The organism is Chromobacterium fluminis (genome assembly GCF_011602385.1).
Taxonomy (GTDB): Bacteria; Pseudomonadota; Gammaproteobacteria; order Burkholderiales; family Chromobacteriaceae; genus Chromobacterium; species Chromobacterium fluminis.
In genome coordinates, this window is sequence record NZ_JAAOMA010000025.1 from 1 (window position 1) to 16,097 (window position 16,097).

Annotated in this window: 15 protein-coding genes; 3 read left to right on the forward strand and 12 right to left on the reverse strand. The window is 58.9% G+C overall.

Annotated elements, in window-relative coordinates; translation table 11 throughout:
- The 5 genes from HA052_RS16925 to HA052_RS16945 form a co-directional block, all read right to left on the reverse strand.
- On the reverse strand, positions 1–489 hold a 489-nt coding region (locus HA052_RS16925), incomplete at its 3' end, for a hypothetical protein (protein ID WP_166452783.1).
- Positions 490–1,537: 1,048 nt separating this feature from the next.
- Positions 1,538–2,353: a hypothetical protein gene (locus HA052_RS16930; protein WP_166452784.1), complete on the reverse strand. Its 816-nt coding sequence runs from the start codon at positions 2,351–2,353 to the stop codon at positions 1,538–1,540.
- 695 nt (positions 2,354–3,048) lie between these two features.
- Positions 3,049–4,830: an acyl-CoA dehydrogenase gene (locus HA052_RS16935; RefSeq protein ID WP_166452785.1), complete on the reverse strand. Its 1,782-nt coding sequence runs from the start codon at positions 4,828–4,830 to the stop codon at positions 3,049–3,051.
- Between the two features lie 216 nt (positions 4,831–5,046).
- A complete protein-coding gene (locus tag HA052_RS16940) occupies positions 5,047–5,979 on the reverse strand; it encodes an electron transfer flavoprotein subunit alpha/FixB family protein (RefSeq protein WP_166452786.1) in 933 nt (310 codons plus the stop codon).
- A gap of 3 nt (positions 5,980–5,982) precedes the next feature.
- Positions 5,983–6,732 (reverse strand): electron transfer flavoprotein subunit beta/FixA family protein, encoded by a 750-nt coding sequence (locus HA052_RS16945; protein WP_043637914.1) that lies wholly within the window; start codon positions 6,730–6,732, stop codon positions 5,983–5,985.
- Positions 6,733–7,051: 319 nt separating this feature from the next.
- On the opposite strand from HA052_RS16945, the gene HA052_RS16950 reads away from it, so the two are divergent.
- The gene (locus HA052_RS16950; protein ID WP_081545243.1) at positions 7,052–7,468 is read left to right on the forward strand and encodes a MaoC family dehydratase; all 417 of its coding nucleotides are present in this window, start codon (positions 7,052–7,054) and stop codon (positions 7,466–7,468) included.
- 3 nt (positions 7,469–7,471) lie between these two features.
- Here HA052_RS16950 and queG read toward each other — a convergent pair whose 3' ends face one another.
- Positions 7,472–8,554 carry a tRNA epoxyqueuosine(34) reductase QueG gene (gene queG, locus HA052_RS16955; RefSeq protein WP_346774569.1) on the reverse strand — a complete coding sequence of 361 codons (1,083 nt, stop codon included), beginning with the start codon at positions 8,552–8,554 and terminating at the stop codon, positions 7,472–7,474.
- Between queG and tsaE the strand changes: the two genes are divergently transcribed.
- Positions 8,553–9,038 (forward strand): tRNA (adenosine(37)-N6)-threonylcarbamoyltransferase complex ATPase subunit type 1 TsaE, encoded by a 486-nt coding sequence (gene tsaE / locus HA052_RS16960; RefSeq protein ID WP_439823241.1) that lies wholly within the window; start codon positions 8,553–8,555, stop codon positions 9,036–9,038. The genes queG and tsaE overlap by 2 nt on opposite strands.
- Positions 8,999–10,240 (forward strand): N-acetylmuramoyl-L-alanine amidase, encoded by a 1,242-nt coding sequence (locus HA052_RS16965; RefSeq protein ID WP_166452787.1) that lies wholly within the window; start codon positions 8,999–9,001, stop codon positions 10,238–10,240. Before tsaE ends, HA052_RS16965 begins: the two co-directional genes overlap by 40 nt.
- A 63-nt stretch (positions 10,241–10,303) precedes the next feature.
- On the opposite strand, the gene yacG is transcribed toward HA052_RS16965, so the two are convergent.
- The 6 genes from yacG to pilB form a co-directional block, all read right to left on the reverse strand.
- Positions 10,304–10,492 (reverse strand): DNA gyrase inhibitor YacG, encoded by a 189-nt coding sequence (yacG, locus tag HA052_RS16970; RefSeq protein WP_166452788.1) that lies wholly within the window; start codon positions 10,490–10,492, stop codon positions 10,304–10,306.
- Between the two features lie 37 nt (positions 10,493–10,529).
- Positions 10,530–11,288 (reverse strand): cell division protein ZapD, encoded by a 759-nt coding sequence (gene zapD / locus HA052_RS16975; RefSeq protein ID WP_019100891.1) that lies wholly within the window; start codon positions 11,286–11,288, stop codon positions 10,530–10,532.
- 38 nt (positions 11,289–11,326) lie between these two features.
- Complete coding sequence (gene coaE / locus HA052_RS16980) at positions 11,327–11,938, reverse strand: dephospho-CoA kinase (RefSeq protein ID WP_081545238.1); 612 nt, start codon at positions 11,936–11,938, stop codon at positions 11,327–11,329.
- Positions 11,928–12,797, reverse strand: coding sequence for a prepilin peptidase (locus HA052_RS16985; protein WP_166452789.1), 870 nt, complete (start codon positions 12,795–12,797; stop codon positions 11,928–11,930). The genes coaE and HA052_RS16985 overlap by 11 nt, the downstream gene beginning before the upstream one ends.
- Positions 12,794–14,017: a type II secretion system F family protein gene (locus tag HA052_RS16990; RefSeq protein ID WP_166452790.1), complete on the reverse strand. Its 1,224-nt coding sequence runs from the start codon at positions 14,015–14,017 to the stop codon at positions 12,794–12,796. The genes HA052_RS16985 and HA052_RS16990 overlap by 4 nt, the downstream gene beginning before the upstream one ends.
- Before the next feature lie 216 nt (positions 14,018–14,233).
- Entirely contained in the window at positions 14,234–15,940 is a 1,707-nt protein-coding gene (pilB, locus tag HA052_RS16995; RefSeq protein WP_166452791.1) for a type IV-A pilus assembly ATPase PilB, read from the reverse strand.
- Positions 15,941–16,097: the final 157 nt, after the last annotated feature.

Consider the following 16,097-nt stretch of genomic DNA (forward strand, 5'->3'; position numbering starts at 1 on the left):
GCCGACAACGGCGCCCGCGCCGGGCACGCGTTCAACCAAAGGCACGAACTGCTCGCTGCCGCCGGAACGCATCAGCACGCCGGAGGCGGTGATCTGAGCCAGTTCCCAGCCATCCGGCGTCGTCTTGCCCAGCAACAAGGCCACCGAACGGCCATTGTCGTCTATTACCGCGAAGCCGGGCACGCCGGAAGTCTGCGGCGCGTACACACCAATCAACTTGACCGGCGGCAAAGCCGCGGCTTGTTGCGCCACCGGCTCGCCAAACCAGTGCGCCATCGCCACATTGGCGGCGGCGGACTGCGGCGCCGGCTCGCTTAAGCCTCGCCACTGCTTGGCGGCGGGCCCCAGCAACGGCGCGGCGACCGTACCCAGCCACACGGCGGCGCTTGCCAGCGCCAGCCAAGGCAAAGCGGCGACCAGACGCCCCAGCGTCGCCGCCGACGGCAACAACCGCTTCCCCTTTTCACTCCAATGGACCACTTGCTTCATTGCATCCTGGCTTCTGTATTCATTCTTGAAATCTAAGCGCGGACCTTGCGGCCAAGTTCAAGCGGGCGCCTCGCGCCGCGATGGGATCGGCCGGGACTTGGCTCGAGCTTGGCTGTGAGTCATGCAGCGGATTATTTGCACGCCATCAGGATACGGTCAATCCAAAAAAAGACCGAATTGCATAGCCAGGCAATATTCAAGCGAATATCAGCGCGCTATGCGATTAATTCTTCTATTAAGAACTATTTTTCCGCCTGATTTCGCATACCGCCCGTAGCAAGGGGCGGTGCAAACACTATGCGGCAAAATATTTTTAATGACAAACAGTTTTTTATGCCGCGCCGCAGCAACTCACAACAAGGTCTTTTCCATTATCTCAAAGCCTGATTACAAGCTCATGCAAGAATCGCTCTTGCCCGCACGGCCATGCAAAAACGCCGCGGCGTGTCGACTCGCAGCAAGCTTGGGCTTGGAACCGGTTCAAAGTCTCGCGAACAGAGAGCGAGAAAAGGGAGAAAGTAGCTAGCTGCACAGCACATGAACTTCGAAGCGGCGCTCTCAGTGTTAGCCCTCACCACGCTCGACATACATTGGATAGCTGATATGGGTACGGCAGCCATGTGAGCAAGTCAAGACACTGCAAGCCCCTCCTCAAGGAAGGATGATGCAACGCTTCAGTACAATCCTGATAGTCAACCATGATGACTCATCAATACCGATACAAATAATAGAAACTACTTGCATTTTACATAATGAAAACAGAGTGCCACTAACAAGCCCATACCAACGAAGAGAAGCAGAGAGATCAGCCAGAATGGTGTGCTCTCCCCCCAAAATGGACTAGCGAGAACCGTTGAAAGGGAAAAATACACGATCAATATTGCAACTCTCCCCCCCCCTGCCCACATAGAGCCAATAGCTCCACACAAAGCAAGCAAAGCTGCGAAAATAGCAGGCGTAAAAGCCAAACTGGCCACAAAAGCCGCTACCGATAATAACAAGCAAAGCCAACCCACCCACAAACCCAACCTCACTCCTAATTTCGGCCTCATTGCCTGCTTCCATTCTGCTCATTGACCTTTTTTACATCTAGACTGATTTTCTCTGCAATCGCCATCGCCTCCGCTCTATTCATATTCAGAGTACTGATCGAAAAATCTCTACCACCACTCGACCAATGCACATTGATAATTTCCTTCTTATTTGAGTCATACAAACGCTCAACGGTTGCTGGAGCTCCGGCAATATAATCATTCACATTATCGGAAAATCGCCTAACACTCGTATCATTATTACCCAAGTAAATTTCACTCAATTCAACTCGTCTGACATCATTTCTCTCATTCAATAAATAGAATGCAGACCCCCATCCCTTTTCGGGGATAAAAACACCTGTGCGATCTGCCCCGACAATATCCATATCCGGCAACACACGAGCAAGATCAACTGAAGAGTAGCTTAGCCTTTTTCTCACGCCCTCCACCCCACCAAGCTCTAAAGCTCTTCGCTTTAAAAAATTATCGCTAACAAATTCATGCGTCACCTTACCACCGCTAAAGCTACCTTTTATTTTTAAATTATCAGATGACTTTCTAAAATCTTTTTTCATTTCCTCAGGATAGTTAGAGGAAGCAATTGAGATCAATAAAACCTCAGCACTTGGTTCATCAAAATCTGGAGTCCAAGACTTTAACAAACTAGCCACAACCGGTTTACCCCCACCCATCTGATCTGCTTCAACCTTATTCACCAGCCCATTTACCACACTTTTCCCTGCAAAAGACTGTTTCAAATTTTTATCTTCCCCCTTTAAAAACCACACCCCTACAAAGACAAACAAAAACAATATCAGAACGGTCTTCATAAGCAAACCCTCCGATCAAGTCCCGCGTCATTAACAATGACGCGGGATATTCATATAATTCACCAATCACCTGGATTGCAACCAGATGCGGCAGTAGTCCTAAAAGAAACCTGACTATTATTATCCAAGCGCTCCCAGTGCCGTCCTTGAATGCTGAAATTTGAGTTCAACACATTCCTCCCAGCATAATGCCTCCAACTACTCGAGTAGGGACTTGGCGACCTTAATACATCCACCCGGCCAGAGGCTCTATCTCGCTGATGAGACTCAACATAGGCTGAGTGCCCAGTTCCTCTTGGATCCCAAGTTACCGACTCATTAAATGTCGCACAATTAGCTCTGCTTAAAATATTTCCAAGATATGGAGCGGAAAATACAGCCGAGGACGCAAAAAGGGCAGACATGGTTAAAGCTATACTTAGTCCTAGCTTGAACATAAAACCTCCTGATTAGATAAATTCAATAACAATGCAATCACATTGACCAATTATCAATAGCAATGAGATGCACTTTCCACTTGAGGTCAGAAAAGCCATCAAAGTCAACCAAACTTATCCAATCTTTTAAAATCGCATCAATATAACAACACAAACATTAAATCAGCTGATATCCACTCACATTAAATAAATATATTTAATAAATAACAAAAAAAGTCGCGCTTATAGCGCGACTTTTACCAACGGCCTAACACGGTTTCAGAACCAGGCTTCGTCCATCTCCAGCACGCTGTCCGCGCCGTCAACGATGGCGGCCGCCAAGCCGCCCGCCTGCGGCAGCAGATGTTCGCCGTAGAAGCGCGCGGTGGCCAGCTTGGCGTTGAGGAAGTCTTGATCCGCGTCGGCCTCGCCCAGTTTGGCCTTGGCGATCAGCGCCGCGCGCGCCATCTGCCAGCCGCCCAGCGCAATGCCCATCAGCTTAAGGAAGGGCACGGATCCGGCCGCCGCCCGTTGCGGCTGTCCGGCGAAGGTGGCCAGGATGAAATCGACGCTGCGACGCGCCTGCTTGACCGCTTCGTCCAGATTGTCCGCCAGGCTGGCCAGCCCGGCGGCGCGCAGCTTGGCCACGCAGCCGGCGGCTTCTTCCAGCAAGGCGCGCGCGGTGATGCCGCCCTCGCCCGCGGTCTTGCGGCCGATCAAATCCAACGCCTGAATGCCGGTGGTGCCTTCGTAGATGGCGGTGATACGCGCGTCGCGATAGTACTGCGCTACGCCGGTTTCCTCGATATATCCCATGCCGCCGTGCACCTGCAGCGCCAGGCTGGTGATTTCATTGGCCTGCTCGGTGTTCCAGCCCTTGACGATGGGGATCAGGAAATTGGCCAGCGCCTGGTTGCGCGCTTTTTCACTCGCCACCGGATGGCGCGCGGCGCGGTCCAGCGCCGCCGCGGTATACAGGGCCAGCGCGCGCTGCGCCTCCACCTGGGCGCGCATGGTCAGCAGCATGCGGCGCACGTCCGGATGCTGGATGATGGCCACGCCGGACGGATCGGGCGAACCCACCGCGCGGCTCTGCACCCGTTCGCGCGCGTATTCCACCGCCTTCTGGTAGGCGCGCTCCGACACCGCCAGGCCTTCGATGCCCACGCCCAGACGCGCATGGTTCATCATGGTGAACATATAGTTCAGGCCCTTGTTGGCTTCGCCGACCAGATAGCCGACCGCGCCGTCCTGGTCGCCGAAGCTCATCACCGCGGTGGGGCTGCCGTGGATGCCCAGCTTGTGCTCCAGCGACACGCAGCGCACGTCGTTGCGCGCGCCCAGGCTGCCATCGGCGTTGACCAGGAATTTGGGCACGATGAACAAGGAGATGCCCTTCACCCCGGCCGGCGCGTCCGGCAGGCGGGCCAACACCAGATGGACGATGTTGTCCGCCATATCGTGCTCGCCCCAGGTGATGAAGATTTTCTGGCCGCTGACGCGATAGCTGCCGTCGGCCTGCGGCATCGCCTTGCTGCGCACTTGGGCCAGGTCTGAACCGGCTTGAGGCTCGGTCAAATTCATGGTGCCGGTCCAGGCGCCGCTGGACATCGGCGGCAGATAGACGCTCTTGAGTTCTTCCGAGGCGTGATGATGAATGGCCTCGATCGCGCCCAGCGTCAACAGCGGCGCCAGCGAGAAGGCCAGGTTAGCGGAACACCACATCTCCTCGGCCGCGGTGGCCACTAGGGCCGGCATGCCCTGACCGCCGTAGGCCTCCGGCGCGCGCAGGCCCACCCAGCCGGACTCGACGTATTGCCGCCAGGCGTCCTTGAAGCCGGGCGCGGCGCTGACTTCGCCGTCGCGCCATTTCGCGCCCTGATCGCCTTGCTTGTTGATCGGCGCCAACACGCCCTCGGCGAACTTGGCGCCCTCTTCCAAAATAGCGTCCACCAGTTCCACCGAGCACTCGCCATAGCCCGGCAGGCCGCAGACGGCCGGCAGCTCGGCCAGCTCGTTGAGCGCGAATTGAATGTCCTTGATCGGTGCTTGATAAATCATCGCCTTCTCCTCGTGTTTGGATGGCTGGGATTGCCTCTGCCGCCGGCAATCGGTTTCTATTCGCAGACATGAAAAAGCCGGCAAGCGCCGCGGCGGGTCCGGCCCGCATCGGGCCGATGACTGCGCGCGGGCGTTGCCGGCTGAATATTATTGTTCCGGGCGGCTCGCCCGGCCCGCTGTCCGCGCCGGCGAGAGACTCGCGGCGCGGATCCGGGATTATTTGGACAACTCGGCCATCAACTCCGGCACCACGGTGAACAGATCGCCGACGATGCCGTAATCCGCCACTTGGAAGATAGGCGCTTCCTCGTCCTTGTTGATGGCGACGATCACTTTGGAATCCTTCATGCCGGCCAAGTGCTGGATCGCGCCGGAAATGCCGACGGCGAAGTACAGCTGCGGCGCCACCACCTTGCCCGTCTGACCCACCTGGTAGTCGTTTGGCGCGTAGCCGGCGTCCACCGCGGCGCGGGAAGCGCCGACGGCGGCGGAGAGTTTGTCCGCCAGCGGATCGATCACCGCCTTGAACTGTTCCTCAGAACCCAGCGCGCGGCCGCCGGAAACGATGACCTTGGCCGAGCCCAGTTCCGGACGATCGGACTTGGTCAGTTCCTGACCCACAAAGCTGGACAGCTGCGCGTCGGCGGCCACGGCCACGGCCTCCACCGCGGCGGAGCCGCCCTGGCCCGCCGCGTCGAAGGCGGTGGTGCGCACGGTGATGACCTTGATCGGATCGGCGGACTGCACGGTGGCCAGCACGTTGCCGGCGTAGATGGGCCGCACGAAGGTATCGGCGGACTCAATGGCGACGATCTCGGAGATCTGCGCCACGTCCAGCAGCGCGGCCACGCGCGGCAGCAGGTTTTTGCCGAAGGAAGACGCCGGCGCCAACACGTGGCTGTAGCTCTTGGCCAGGCCGGACACCAGCGCGCCCAGGTTCTCCGCCAGGCCGTGCGCGTAGTGCGCGGCATCGGCCAGCAGCACTTTGGCGACGCCGGCCACGCTCTTGGCGGCCTCGGCGGCAGCGGCGGCGTTGTGGCCGGCCACCAGCAGGTGCACTTCTCCCAGCTTGGCGGCGGCGGTAATGGTATTCAGGGTGCCTGCTTTCAGGCTCTGGTTGTCGTGTTCAGCGATAACGAGAATGGCCATGGCTTACAGCACCTTTGCTTCGGTTTTCAGTTTGGCGACCAGCTCGGCGGCGTTGGCCACCTTGATGCCGGCGCTGCGCTTGGAAGGCTCCGCCACCTTCAACGTCTTCAGACGGGGAGCCGCGTCCACGCCCAGTTCCGCCGGCGTGGTCTTGTCCAGCGGCTTTTTCTTGGCAGCCATGATGTTGGGCAGCTTGATGAAACGCGGCTCGTTCAGGCGCAGGTCGGAAGTGACCACCGCCGGAAGACGCAGCTTGACGGTTTCCAAACCGCCGTCGATCTCGCGGGTCACATCCACGGTCTCCGCCGACAGTTCCACCTTGGAGGCGAAAGCGCCCTGGCCCCAGCCCAACAGCGCGGACACCATCTGGCCAGTTTGATTGGCGTCGTCGTCAATCGCCTGCTTGCCCACGATCAAGAGCTGCGGCTGTTCTTTCTCCGCCACGGCTTTCAACAGTTTGGCCACAGCCAGCGGCTGCAGCTCCACATCGGTTTCCACCAGGATGGCGCGATCCGCGCCCATCGCCAGCGCGGTGCGCAGGGTTTCCTCGCATTGCTTCACGCCCAGCGACACCGCGACGATTTCACTGACCTTGCCGGCTTCCTTGAGACGCACCGCCTCTTCCACCGCGATTTCGTCAAACGGGTTCATCGACATCTTGACGTTGGCGATATCCACGTCAGTGCCGTCGGCCTTGACCCGAACCTTCACGTTGTAATCCACAACGCGTTTCACAGCGACTAGAACTTTCATATTCCTCCAACAAACCTCTGGACATCTCTAAAAAGAAACCTGGAGCGGCTGATTGCCGCCGCCGCGCCGCCAAGCGCGGCCGTTTCAGAAATGCCGCCGTCTGGATTGATCGAACGCGGAAGCAGCTATTGCCGAAGCAAGCCTGATTATGCCCCAAGGACAAATTCAAACGAGCGTTTGGTTGATTTGTATTGCATACAGCGTGGCAAAAACGCAACTTATCTCCGATAGTACGTGATTTCTCGGCAATTTGCATTTCGGCCAAAAGCTGTCACAATGCACTGCAGCATTTCCTCGTCATATCAAGTCAGGAGCGGTCATGACTGTTTGGTTTGAAGATCTTCAGCTCGGCGATTTCTCCGAATTCAGCAAGACCATCACCGAAGCCGACGTGCTGATGTTCGCCGCCGTATCCGGCGACAACAACCCGGTGCACATCAATCAGGAATACGCGGAACAAACGCCGTTCGAGACACGCATCGCGCACGGCATGTTGACCGCCAGCCTGATCTCCACGGTGGTGGGGACCCAATTGCCCGGCCACGGCACCATCTATCTATCGCAATCCACCCGCTTCAAAGCGCCGGTGCGCATCGGCGATACTGTTACCGCCCGCGCCACCGTGATAGAGCTGAACCCGGACAAACACTTCGTCAAACTGGCGACTCAATGCTCGGTCCGCGGCAAGGTGGTGCTGGAAGGCGAATCCCTGGTCAAGGCGCCCAGCAAACCCTGAGCTTCAGACGATGACGCCGTGCCGGCCCAGCGCCCAGCGCACCGGCTCGGCCACCATCTCGTCGGGAAAATCCAAGCGCGCCCGCAGCCCCGCCACCACTTCCGGCGTGGTTGGCGCGTTCCCCAGGCCCACCGCCAAGTTAGACAGCCACTTCAGGTAGCCGATGCGGTAAATCGGGCTGCCGGCCATCTTTTCCTTGAACTCGGCCTCGCTCCAAGCGAACAACTCTAGCAAGCTCACGTCGTCCAGACCATGACGCACCGCAAAATCGGTCTCACGGGTATCGACCGCGAAACGGTTCCACGGACAGAACAGCTGACAATCGTCACAACCGTAAACCCGGTTGCCGATCAAGGGCCGCATCTCCTCCGGAATCGCTCGCTTCAATTCTATCGTCAGGTAGGAAATGCAACGCCGCGCGTCCACGGTATAGGGGGCGACGATGGCCGCGGTGGGACAGACATCGATGCAACGAGTGCAGCGGCCGCAATGGCCGTCCTCTACCGCGTCCTCCGGCAAGGGCAGATCGGTGAAGACCTCGCCCAGGAAAAACAAGGAGCCCTCGTTCTTGGTCAGCAGCAGAGTGTGTTTTCCGCGCCAACCCAGCCCGGCCTGGGCCGCCAGCGCCACCTCCGCCACCGGGGCGCTGTCGGTGAACACCCGATAGCCGAAATCGCCTATTTCCCGCTTGATTCGGTCCGCCAACGCCTGCAGTCGATTGCGCAAGACCTTGTGGTAGTCTCGCCCCAGCGCGTAACGCGATAAATAGGCTTTGCCGCCGTCGGCCAGCACTTCGGCCGAAGCGCGGGCCTGAGGCCAGTAATGCATGCGCAGAGAAATAACGGACAGGGTGCCGGGTACCAGATCCGCCGGCTTGACCCTCAAGGATCCGTGGCGGGCCATATAGTCCATCTCACCGTGATAACCGGCGGCCAACCAGGCGTTCAACTTCTGTTCCGCCTCCGGCGGCAGGCCGGCGCGACCGATTCTGGCGTCGGCGAAGCCCAATTCGCGCGCCCAGGCTTTGATTTGGCGCGCCAATTCGGGATAATCCGTTTTTTGTAAAGAGTTTTCGGTCATGGCCATGGATGATACCAGCGTTCGCTGCGGCTACCTGGAAGATGAAACCGCCACTCTGGCGCTGGGCAAAGCCTTCGCCGAAGCGGCGCGAGCCGGCCTCGTCGTCTATCTATTAGGCGACCTGGGCGCCGGCAAGACCACGTTCACGCGCGGCCTACTGACCGCGCTCGGCCATGCCGGCAAGGTCAAGAGCCCCACCTATACTCTGGTGGAGAGCTATTCTTTTCCTCACTATAGCGTGCACCATTTCGACCTGTACCGTTTCGCCGATCCCGAGGAATGGGAGGATGCCGGCTTCCGCGAATACTTCGGCCCAGACAGCCTGTGTCTGGTTGAATGGCCGGACAAGGCCGCGGATTTGCTGCCGCGCGCCGACATCGTACTGGAACTAGCCGTGGCCGGAAATGGTCGCAATTATCGTTTACTCGCCCACTCAGAAACCGGACAGTCATGCCTGATTCGACTTTCGATCCCATCCGCCGCCGCTTGATCGGCGCCGCGGCCGCCACCTTCATGCTGTCGGTGAGCCGCGTCGGCTTCGCCTCCGGCAGCCAGGTTGTCGCCTTGCGCATCTGGCCGGCGTCGACCTATACCCGGATCACGCTGGAGGCCAGCGAGGCCATCCAATACAAGCAGTTCACCATCGCCAACCCCAACCGCTTGGTGATCGACCTGCAAGGCGTGCAACTCAACAGCGTGCTAAAAGACATCGGCGGACAGATTTCCGCCGCCGATCCCTATATCAAAACAGCACGCGCCGGTCAGTTCGATCCGGAAACCGTGCGCCTGGTGCTGGAGTTGAAGGCCGACATCAAGCCGCAAGCCTTCACCCTGGCGCCGGTGGCCGAATACAAACATCGGCTGGTGGTGGACCTCTACCCGGCCGGCGGCCAACAAGACGATCCCCTGCTCGCCCTGCTTCAGGACTACAACAAGGGCAAGCTGGAACAACCGGCGCCGCAGATCAAGCCCAAGAAAAAAGACAGCAACCGCCCCATCATCGTGATGCTGGACCCGGGCCACGGCGGGGAAGACCCCGGTGCCGTCGGCCTGAACGGCACTCGCGAGAAAGACGTGGTGCTGCGCATCGGCAAGCAGTTGAAACGGCTGGTCGACGCGGAAAGCAATATGAAGGCCTATATGACCCGCGAGGAGGACGTGTTCATCCCGCTGGGCGTGCGCGTGGCCAAGGCGCGCAAGCTGAACGCCGACTTGTTCGTTTCCATCCACGCCGACGCCGCGCCCAACCGCGCAGCGCGCGGATCCTCGGTGTTCGCGCTGTCGGAAAAAGGCGCCACCAGCGCCTTCGCCAAAGCCCTGGCGCAAAGCCAGAACGACGCCGACCTGATCGGCGGCGTCAAGATAGGCAGCAAGGACAAATACCTGGCGCACACCCTGCTGGATCTGACCCAGACCGCCACCATCAACGACAGCCTGAAATTGGGCAAGACCGTGCTGGGGCATCTGGGCGGCCTCAACAAACTGCACAAGAGCGCGGTGGAGCAAGCCGGCTTCGCAGTCCTGAAAGCGCCGGACATCCCGTCCATCCTGGTGGAAACCGCCTTCATCTCCAACCCGGAGGAAGAACAGCGCCTGCTCAGCAGCGACTTCCAGCAGCAAATGGCCAATGCCATCTTCACCGGCATGAAGGGTTATTTTTCGCAAGGCGCGGCGCTGGCCGCCCGAGCCTGAATTCCCCTCCGCCCAAACAAAACAGGTCCCGTATGGGACCTGTTTTTCATTGAGGCCGGGCGCTTACTCGCCGCTGCTCGCCTCGCTCGGCGACTCTTCCTGCGCCGGCACTCGGTAGCTTTCCGTCGCCCACTCGCCCAAATCAATCAGACGGCAACGCTTGCTGCAAAACGGACGGAACTGGCTTTGCGGCTCCCAGCGCACCGGGGCGCGACAAGTGGGGCAGGCAACAACACGAACAGAATCAGACATGGCTTCTCAAAACGGGGCAAAGACCGGCGCACGTCGGTCAGAACTTGCAATTGGTCAGGTGAAACTCGACATCCTGCTCAGTCTGCCGCGGCCGGGATTCCCCGGTCACCGCGCTGACGAAGCGGATATTGAGCGCGTATTTATTGGCGGACAGCTCGGGCAACAGTTCCAGGCCGCCGTCGTAGGCCACGCGGATCAGTTGCACCACCTTGCCACCGGACATCTGCTGGAACACGCCGCGGCGCGCCACGTAATGGTGGGTCTTGCCGCTGTCGCGCAACAGGGTCAACAGAATGCCCGCCGCCTCGGCTGTGGGCATCAGCGGCGACGCCCAGCGTTTGATATCCTGGCGCCGCACTTCAGCCGACTTCTGCTGCCACTGGTGGTAAGACGGCAAATCGAACTGGCAGGTGCCGCCGGGAATGCCGGCGCGCTGCTTGATCGCCATCAGCCATTCGTTTTCACGCAAGTGTTGGCCGAACTTGCCGGTCAGCGCCAGCAGACGGCTGGACGCGTGCTCGATGTCCTCCAGCACGCCCTCCAGGGTTTCCTCCGCCACCTGCGGATTCTCGCGCAGCGCTTCCAGCATCTGTTTCTGCCGCTCCAGCTCCTGCAGCAGATCCGCCTTCAAGTCCGCGCGCGAGGCGGTTTCCATCAGCTCGAACAACACCAGCAGGGCCGCATGATGATCATACGGATGGTCCTTGCCGATGAAATACCCAAGACGTGCGTAAAGATGCTCCAGGCGGAGCAGGATGCGGGTTCGCTCGGTGACGGGAAACTCAAAACTGATCACGGCGCATCGGCCCTTCTGCTTGGCTCGCGAGAGCCCGGTTATGATCTATCGGCTAGGCTGGCAAGATAATAATCGTGTTTGGCGTCGACTTGAAGCCTCAATGCAGCCAAGCTGTCATTATTACAAATTATATCGTCGGCGCGTTCACGTCGCTGCGCTCGCGAACATTGCGCCGCCATGATCGCGCGCACGGCCTTTTCGTCCATGCCGTTGCGCCGCATCACCCGCTCCAGTTGCACCGACTCTTCGCAATCCACCAGCAAGGTGCGCGCCAGCATCGGCAGATAATGCCCGGTTTCGAACAACAAGGGCACCACCAACACGCAATACGGCCCGCGCGCAGCGGCCACCCTGGCCTCGCTCTGCCGCCGGATCAGCGGATGCAACACGCTCTCAAGCCGCTGCCGGCTGCCTGCGTCGGCGAACACCCGTTCGCGCATCCAGCCTCGATCCAAAGCCCCGTCGGCTCGCACCGCCCCCGCGCCGAACTCCGCCTCCAAGGCCGGCATCGCCGCGCCACACGGGCCGGTCAACTCGTGAGCAATGGCGTCGGTGTCGATCACCGGCACGCCCAATTCGGCGAAACGATCAGCCGCCGCGCTTTTGCCGGAGCCAATGCCGCCGGTCAAGCCCACGACTTTAATAGGCATGCAAATACCAATTCACGATGTCCTGCCCCCATATCAAAGCGATCCAACCAGCGGCCGCAAGATAAGGGCCAAACGGCAAGGGCTGACCACGGCCATGCTTGGCCAGCAAAATCAAGACCACGCCCACCGCCGCGCCCACCAGTGAAGACAACAAGATCACCAAAGGCAGCAAAGTCCATCCCAACCACGCGCCCAAAGCCGCCAGCAGCTTGAAGTCGCCATAGCCCATTCCTTCCTTGCCAGTGGCCAGCTTGAAGCCGTGAAACAGCAACCACAGACACAGATAGCCAGCCATCGCGCCTATCACCGCATCGGCCAGCGGCACGGTGCCGGTCAGCAAATTGAACAACAAGCCTCCCCACAACAAGGGCAAAGTCAGGTTGTCCGGCAGCAGCTGCGTATCCGCGTCGATAAAAGTCAGGGCCAACAGCACCGCGGTCAAAACCATATAGGCCGGCAGCTGTTCCGACCAGCCGAAGCGCCAGGCTAGGAAAGCGAACAACACCCCGGTCGACAGCTCCACCACCGGATAGCGCCAAGGGATCTTGGCCCGGCAGCTGCCACAGCGTCCGCGCAGCAACACAAAGCTCAACACGGGGATATTCTGCCACGGACGCACCGCAGCCCGGCATTGCGGGCAGTGCGAGCCCGGCCGCATTAAATTGTAGGGCTCGGACGCCTCGCCCTCTTCCAACTGCAGGCAATCAACGCAATTGCGTCGCCACTCGGCTTCCAACATCTTCGGCAAGCGATGGATGATCACATTCAAAAAGCTGCCAAGCAACAAGCCCAACGCCAGCGCTGCGCCGGCGAAAGCCAGCGGGTACGAGCCGGCGATCCAGCGCCACTCCTCAATCATCCAACCACCTGCCCCATTTTGAAAATCGGCATATACATCGCAATGATCAAACCGCCGATCAAGATCCCCAGAATCACCATAATGGCCGGCTCCAGCAAACTGGACAGCGCGGCAACCGCATTGTCGACTTCTTCTTCGTAAAAATCCGCCACCTTGTCCAACATCTGGTCCAGCGAACCGGACTCCTCCCCAATCGAGGTCATCTGCAGCACCATATTAGGGAACAAGTCGGTGCGCTGCATCGAATAGTTGAGGCTGGAACCGGTGCTGACATCGTTCTGAATCCGCTTGGTGGCGTCCGCATACACCTGATTGCCAGAGGCGCCACCCACCGAATCCAGCGCTTCCACCAACGGCACCCCGGCGGCGAACAAGGTGGACAAGGTGCGCGCCCAGCGCGCAATGGTGGCCTTGCGGATGATATCGCCGATCACCGGCAGACGCAGCAGGATGCGATCCATCCGCTCTTGCAGCTTAGGCGTGCGCTTGAAGGCGTAGAGAAAGCCGAACAGACTGCCGAAAATCACCCCGAAAATCAGCCACCAGTAATGGACGAAGCCATCCGACAGCCAGATCACGAACAGCGTCGGCGCCGGCAAATTGGCGCCGAAACTAGAGAACAAATCCTTGAACGCCGGAATCACGTAGATCATGATCACGGCGGTAATGATGAAGGCGGTGCCGACAATGGCAGACGGATAGATCAGGGCAGACTTGATCTTGCCCTTGATCGCCATCACCTTTTCCTTGTAAGTGGCCAATTTGTCCAGCAAGGAGTCCAGCACGCCGCCGGTTTCGCCCGCGGCGATAATGTTGCAGAACAGCTTGTCGAAGTACAAGGGACGTTTGCGGAAGGATTCCGCCAGCGACAAGCCGGTTTCAACGTCGGCTCGCACCTCCAGCAGCATCTTGGTCACGGCGGGGTTGCTGTGGCCCTTGGCCGCGATATCGAAAGCCTGCAACAAGGGCACGCCGGCGCGCATCATGGTCGCCAGTTGCCGGGTGAACAAGGTGATGTCCCGCTCGGTGATGCGCTTGCCAAAACCAGCGCGCCGGCGCTTGATCTTGACGACATTAATGCCCTGGCGCCGCAGTTGAGTCTTGGCCACCACCTCGGACTCCGCTCGCAATTCCCCGCGTATCGCCTTGCCCGCCCTGTCCTTGCCTTCCCATTCCCAGACAAAGCCCGGCGTCGCTTTTTTTGCTACCGTGACTGCCATTCCATGGCCTCTTTCTTATTCCAAGCCGTTAAGTCAGCGTTCCGGCGGCTGCCGGAGGTGAAAAGCCGCTCTTAGAACCTGTTCAAAGTCTCGCGAGCAAGAGCGCAAACGGCTTAAGAAGCTGGGTGTCCATACAGTACATAAGCATTCTGAAGTCGGTTTCAACGCCCTTATCTAAACAATCCTGCTGAAGCGCAGCAGACATTGAACAGGTTCTTACTCGTTAGTCACCGCCTCAATCTCCGTCAACGACGTCAAACCCGCCTTCACCTTAAGCAAACCGGCATGGCGCAAGTCCACCATGCCCTCCTTGCGCGCCAAGTCGGCGATATCGATGGCGGTGCCGTTCTGCATGATCAAACGCGTCATCGCATCGGTAATCGGCATCACTTCGTAAATGCCGGAACGGCCGCGATAGCCGGTATTGCGGCACTCCTCGCAGCCCACCGGCGCATAGGGCTTCCAACTGCCGTCCAGCTCCTCTTTCTTGAAACCCGCTCGCAGCAGCGCCTCTTCGGGAATGTCCGCCGGCTTCTTGCAATGCGCGCACAGACGGCGCGCCAAGCGCTGCGCCATGATCAGCAGCACTGAACTGGCGATATTGAACGGCGCCACTCCCATATTCAACATCCGGGTCAATGTCGCCGGCGCATTATTGGTATGCAGGGTGGAAAACACCATATGGCCGGTTTGCGCCGCCTTGATCGCAATGTCAGCCGTTTCGAAGTCCCGGATCTCGCCCACCATGATCACATCCGGATCCTGCCGCAAAAAAGCCTTCAAGGCCGAGGCGAAGGTTAGCCCGGCGCGCTCATTGACATTGACCTGGTTAATGCCCGGCAAGTTGATTTCCACCGGGTCCTCCGCCGTGGCGATATTGATATCAGGCTTATTCAACAAATTAAGACAGGTATACAACGATACCGTTTTACCGCTGCCGGTAGGCCCGGTCACCAACACCATGCCGTAAGGACGCTCGATCGCCTCCAGCAACAAGCGCTTCTGCTCCGGCTCGAAACCCAGCTGTTCGATATCCAGATTCGCCGCCGACGAGTCCAGGATACGCATCACGATCTTCTCACCGTACAAGGTAGGCAAGGTGCTGACCCGGAAGTCAATCGCCCGCGCCTTGGAAATGACCAGCTTCATGCGGCCATCCTGCGGCACCCGTTTCTCCGAAATATCCAGCTTGGAAATCACCTTGATCCGGGAAGCGATCTTTTCCTTCAATACCAGGGGAGGCTGCGAAATCTCCTTCAACACCCCGTCCACCCGGTAGCGAATGCGGTAAAACTTCTCATAGGGCTCGAAATGAATATCGGACGCGCCGCCATTGATCGCGTCCAACAGCACCTTATGGATGAACTTGACCACCGGCGCATCGTCGACATCCGGCTGTGGGCCGGTATCCGTCGGCGCATCCGGATCGGCGAATTCCAGATCGCCAAAATCCTCGTTCTCCAGGGCCTTAATCGCGGCAGTGGCGTCTTCGCTGTACTTACCGAGCATCTTGCCCAGCTTATCGTCCTCCACCACCACCACCTCCACCGTCATCCCGGTCTTGAAGGTGATGGCGTGATAGGCCGAAGTCTGGGTGGGGTCGGAGGTGCCGACATACAGCTTGTTGCCTCGCTTGAGCAGTGGCAGCAAGCGCCGGCTGGCGATCAACTCGTCATCCACCACGCCCTTGGGCAACTGATCAAGATCGATGGCCGACATGTCCAACAAGGGATAGCCAAAGGTCTTGGACGCGAACATCGCCACATCCTGCGCCGTCATCTTCTTGCTCTGAATCAGCTGCTCGACAAAGCTGATATGCGATGCCTGAGACTGACGCAGGATCGCATCCGCATCCTGCTGCAACAGCATATTGTTTTGCACCAAGGCCCGACCCAAGCCGGAAATGCCAGCCGAAGCTTCCATACGCTTGCAACTCACCAGTGAACAGATTAGACGACACCGCGCGGCGCTCCTGCGTCATAGCTCGCCACCTTGAAGACAGCCGCACTACCGTTACAACATTATATGCAAAATGCGGGGGCTGCTTTGACTTAAATCCCGGCGCAGCCGGATTACGCCA

Coding starts and splice junctions, on each gene's coding strand:
- HA052_RS16930 (WP_166452784.1), bottom strand. CDS start 2,353: ATGAAGACCGTTCTGATATTGTTTTTGTTTGTCTTTGTAGGGGTGTGG.
- HA052_RS16935 (WP_166452785.1), bottom strand. CDS start 4,830: ATGATTTATCAAGCACCGATCAAGGACATTCAATTCGCGCTCAACGAG.
- HA052_RS16940 (WP_166452786.1), bottom strand. CDS start 5,979: ATGGCCATTCTCGTTATCGCTGAACACGACAACCAGAGCCTGAAAGCA.
- HA052_RS16945 (WP_043637914.1), bottom strand. CDS start 6,732: ATGAAAGTTCTAGTCGCTGTGAAACGCGTTGTGGATTACAACGTGAAG.
- HA052_RS16950 (WP_081545243.1), top strand. CDS start 7,052: ATGACTGTTTGGTTTGAAGATCTTCAGCTCGGCGATTTCTCCGAATTC.
- tsaE (WP_439823241.1), top strand. CDS start 8,553: ATGGATGATACCAGCGTTCGCTGCGGCTACCTGGAAGATGAAACCGCC.
- queG (WP_346774569.1), bottom strand. CDS start 8,554: ATGGCCATGACCGAAAACTCTTTACAAAAAACGGATTATCCCGAATTG.
- HA052_RS16965 (WP_166452787.1), top strand. CDS start 8,999: ATGCCTGATTCGACTTTCGATCCCATCCGCCGCCGCTTGATCGGCGCC.
- yacG (WP_166452788.1), bottom strand. CDS start 10,492: ATGTCTGATTCTGTTCGTGTTGTTGCCTGCCCCACTTGTCGCGCCCCG.
- coaE (WP_081545238.1), bottom strand. CDS start 11,938: ATGCCTATTAAAGTCGTGGGCTTGACCGGCGGCATTGGCTCCGGCAAA.
- HA052_RS16985 (WP_166452789.1), bottom strand. CDS start 12,797: ATGATTGAGGAGTGGCGCTGGATCGCCGGCTCGTACCCGCTGGCTTTC.
- HA052_RS16990 (WP_166452790.1), bottom strand. CDS start 14,017: ATGGCAGTCACGGTAGCAAAAAAAGCGACGCCGGGCTTTGTCTGGGAA.
- pilB (WP_166452791.1), bottom strand. CDS start 15,940: ATGGAAGCTTCGGCTGGCATTTCCGGCTTGGGTCGGGCCTTGGTGCAA.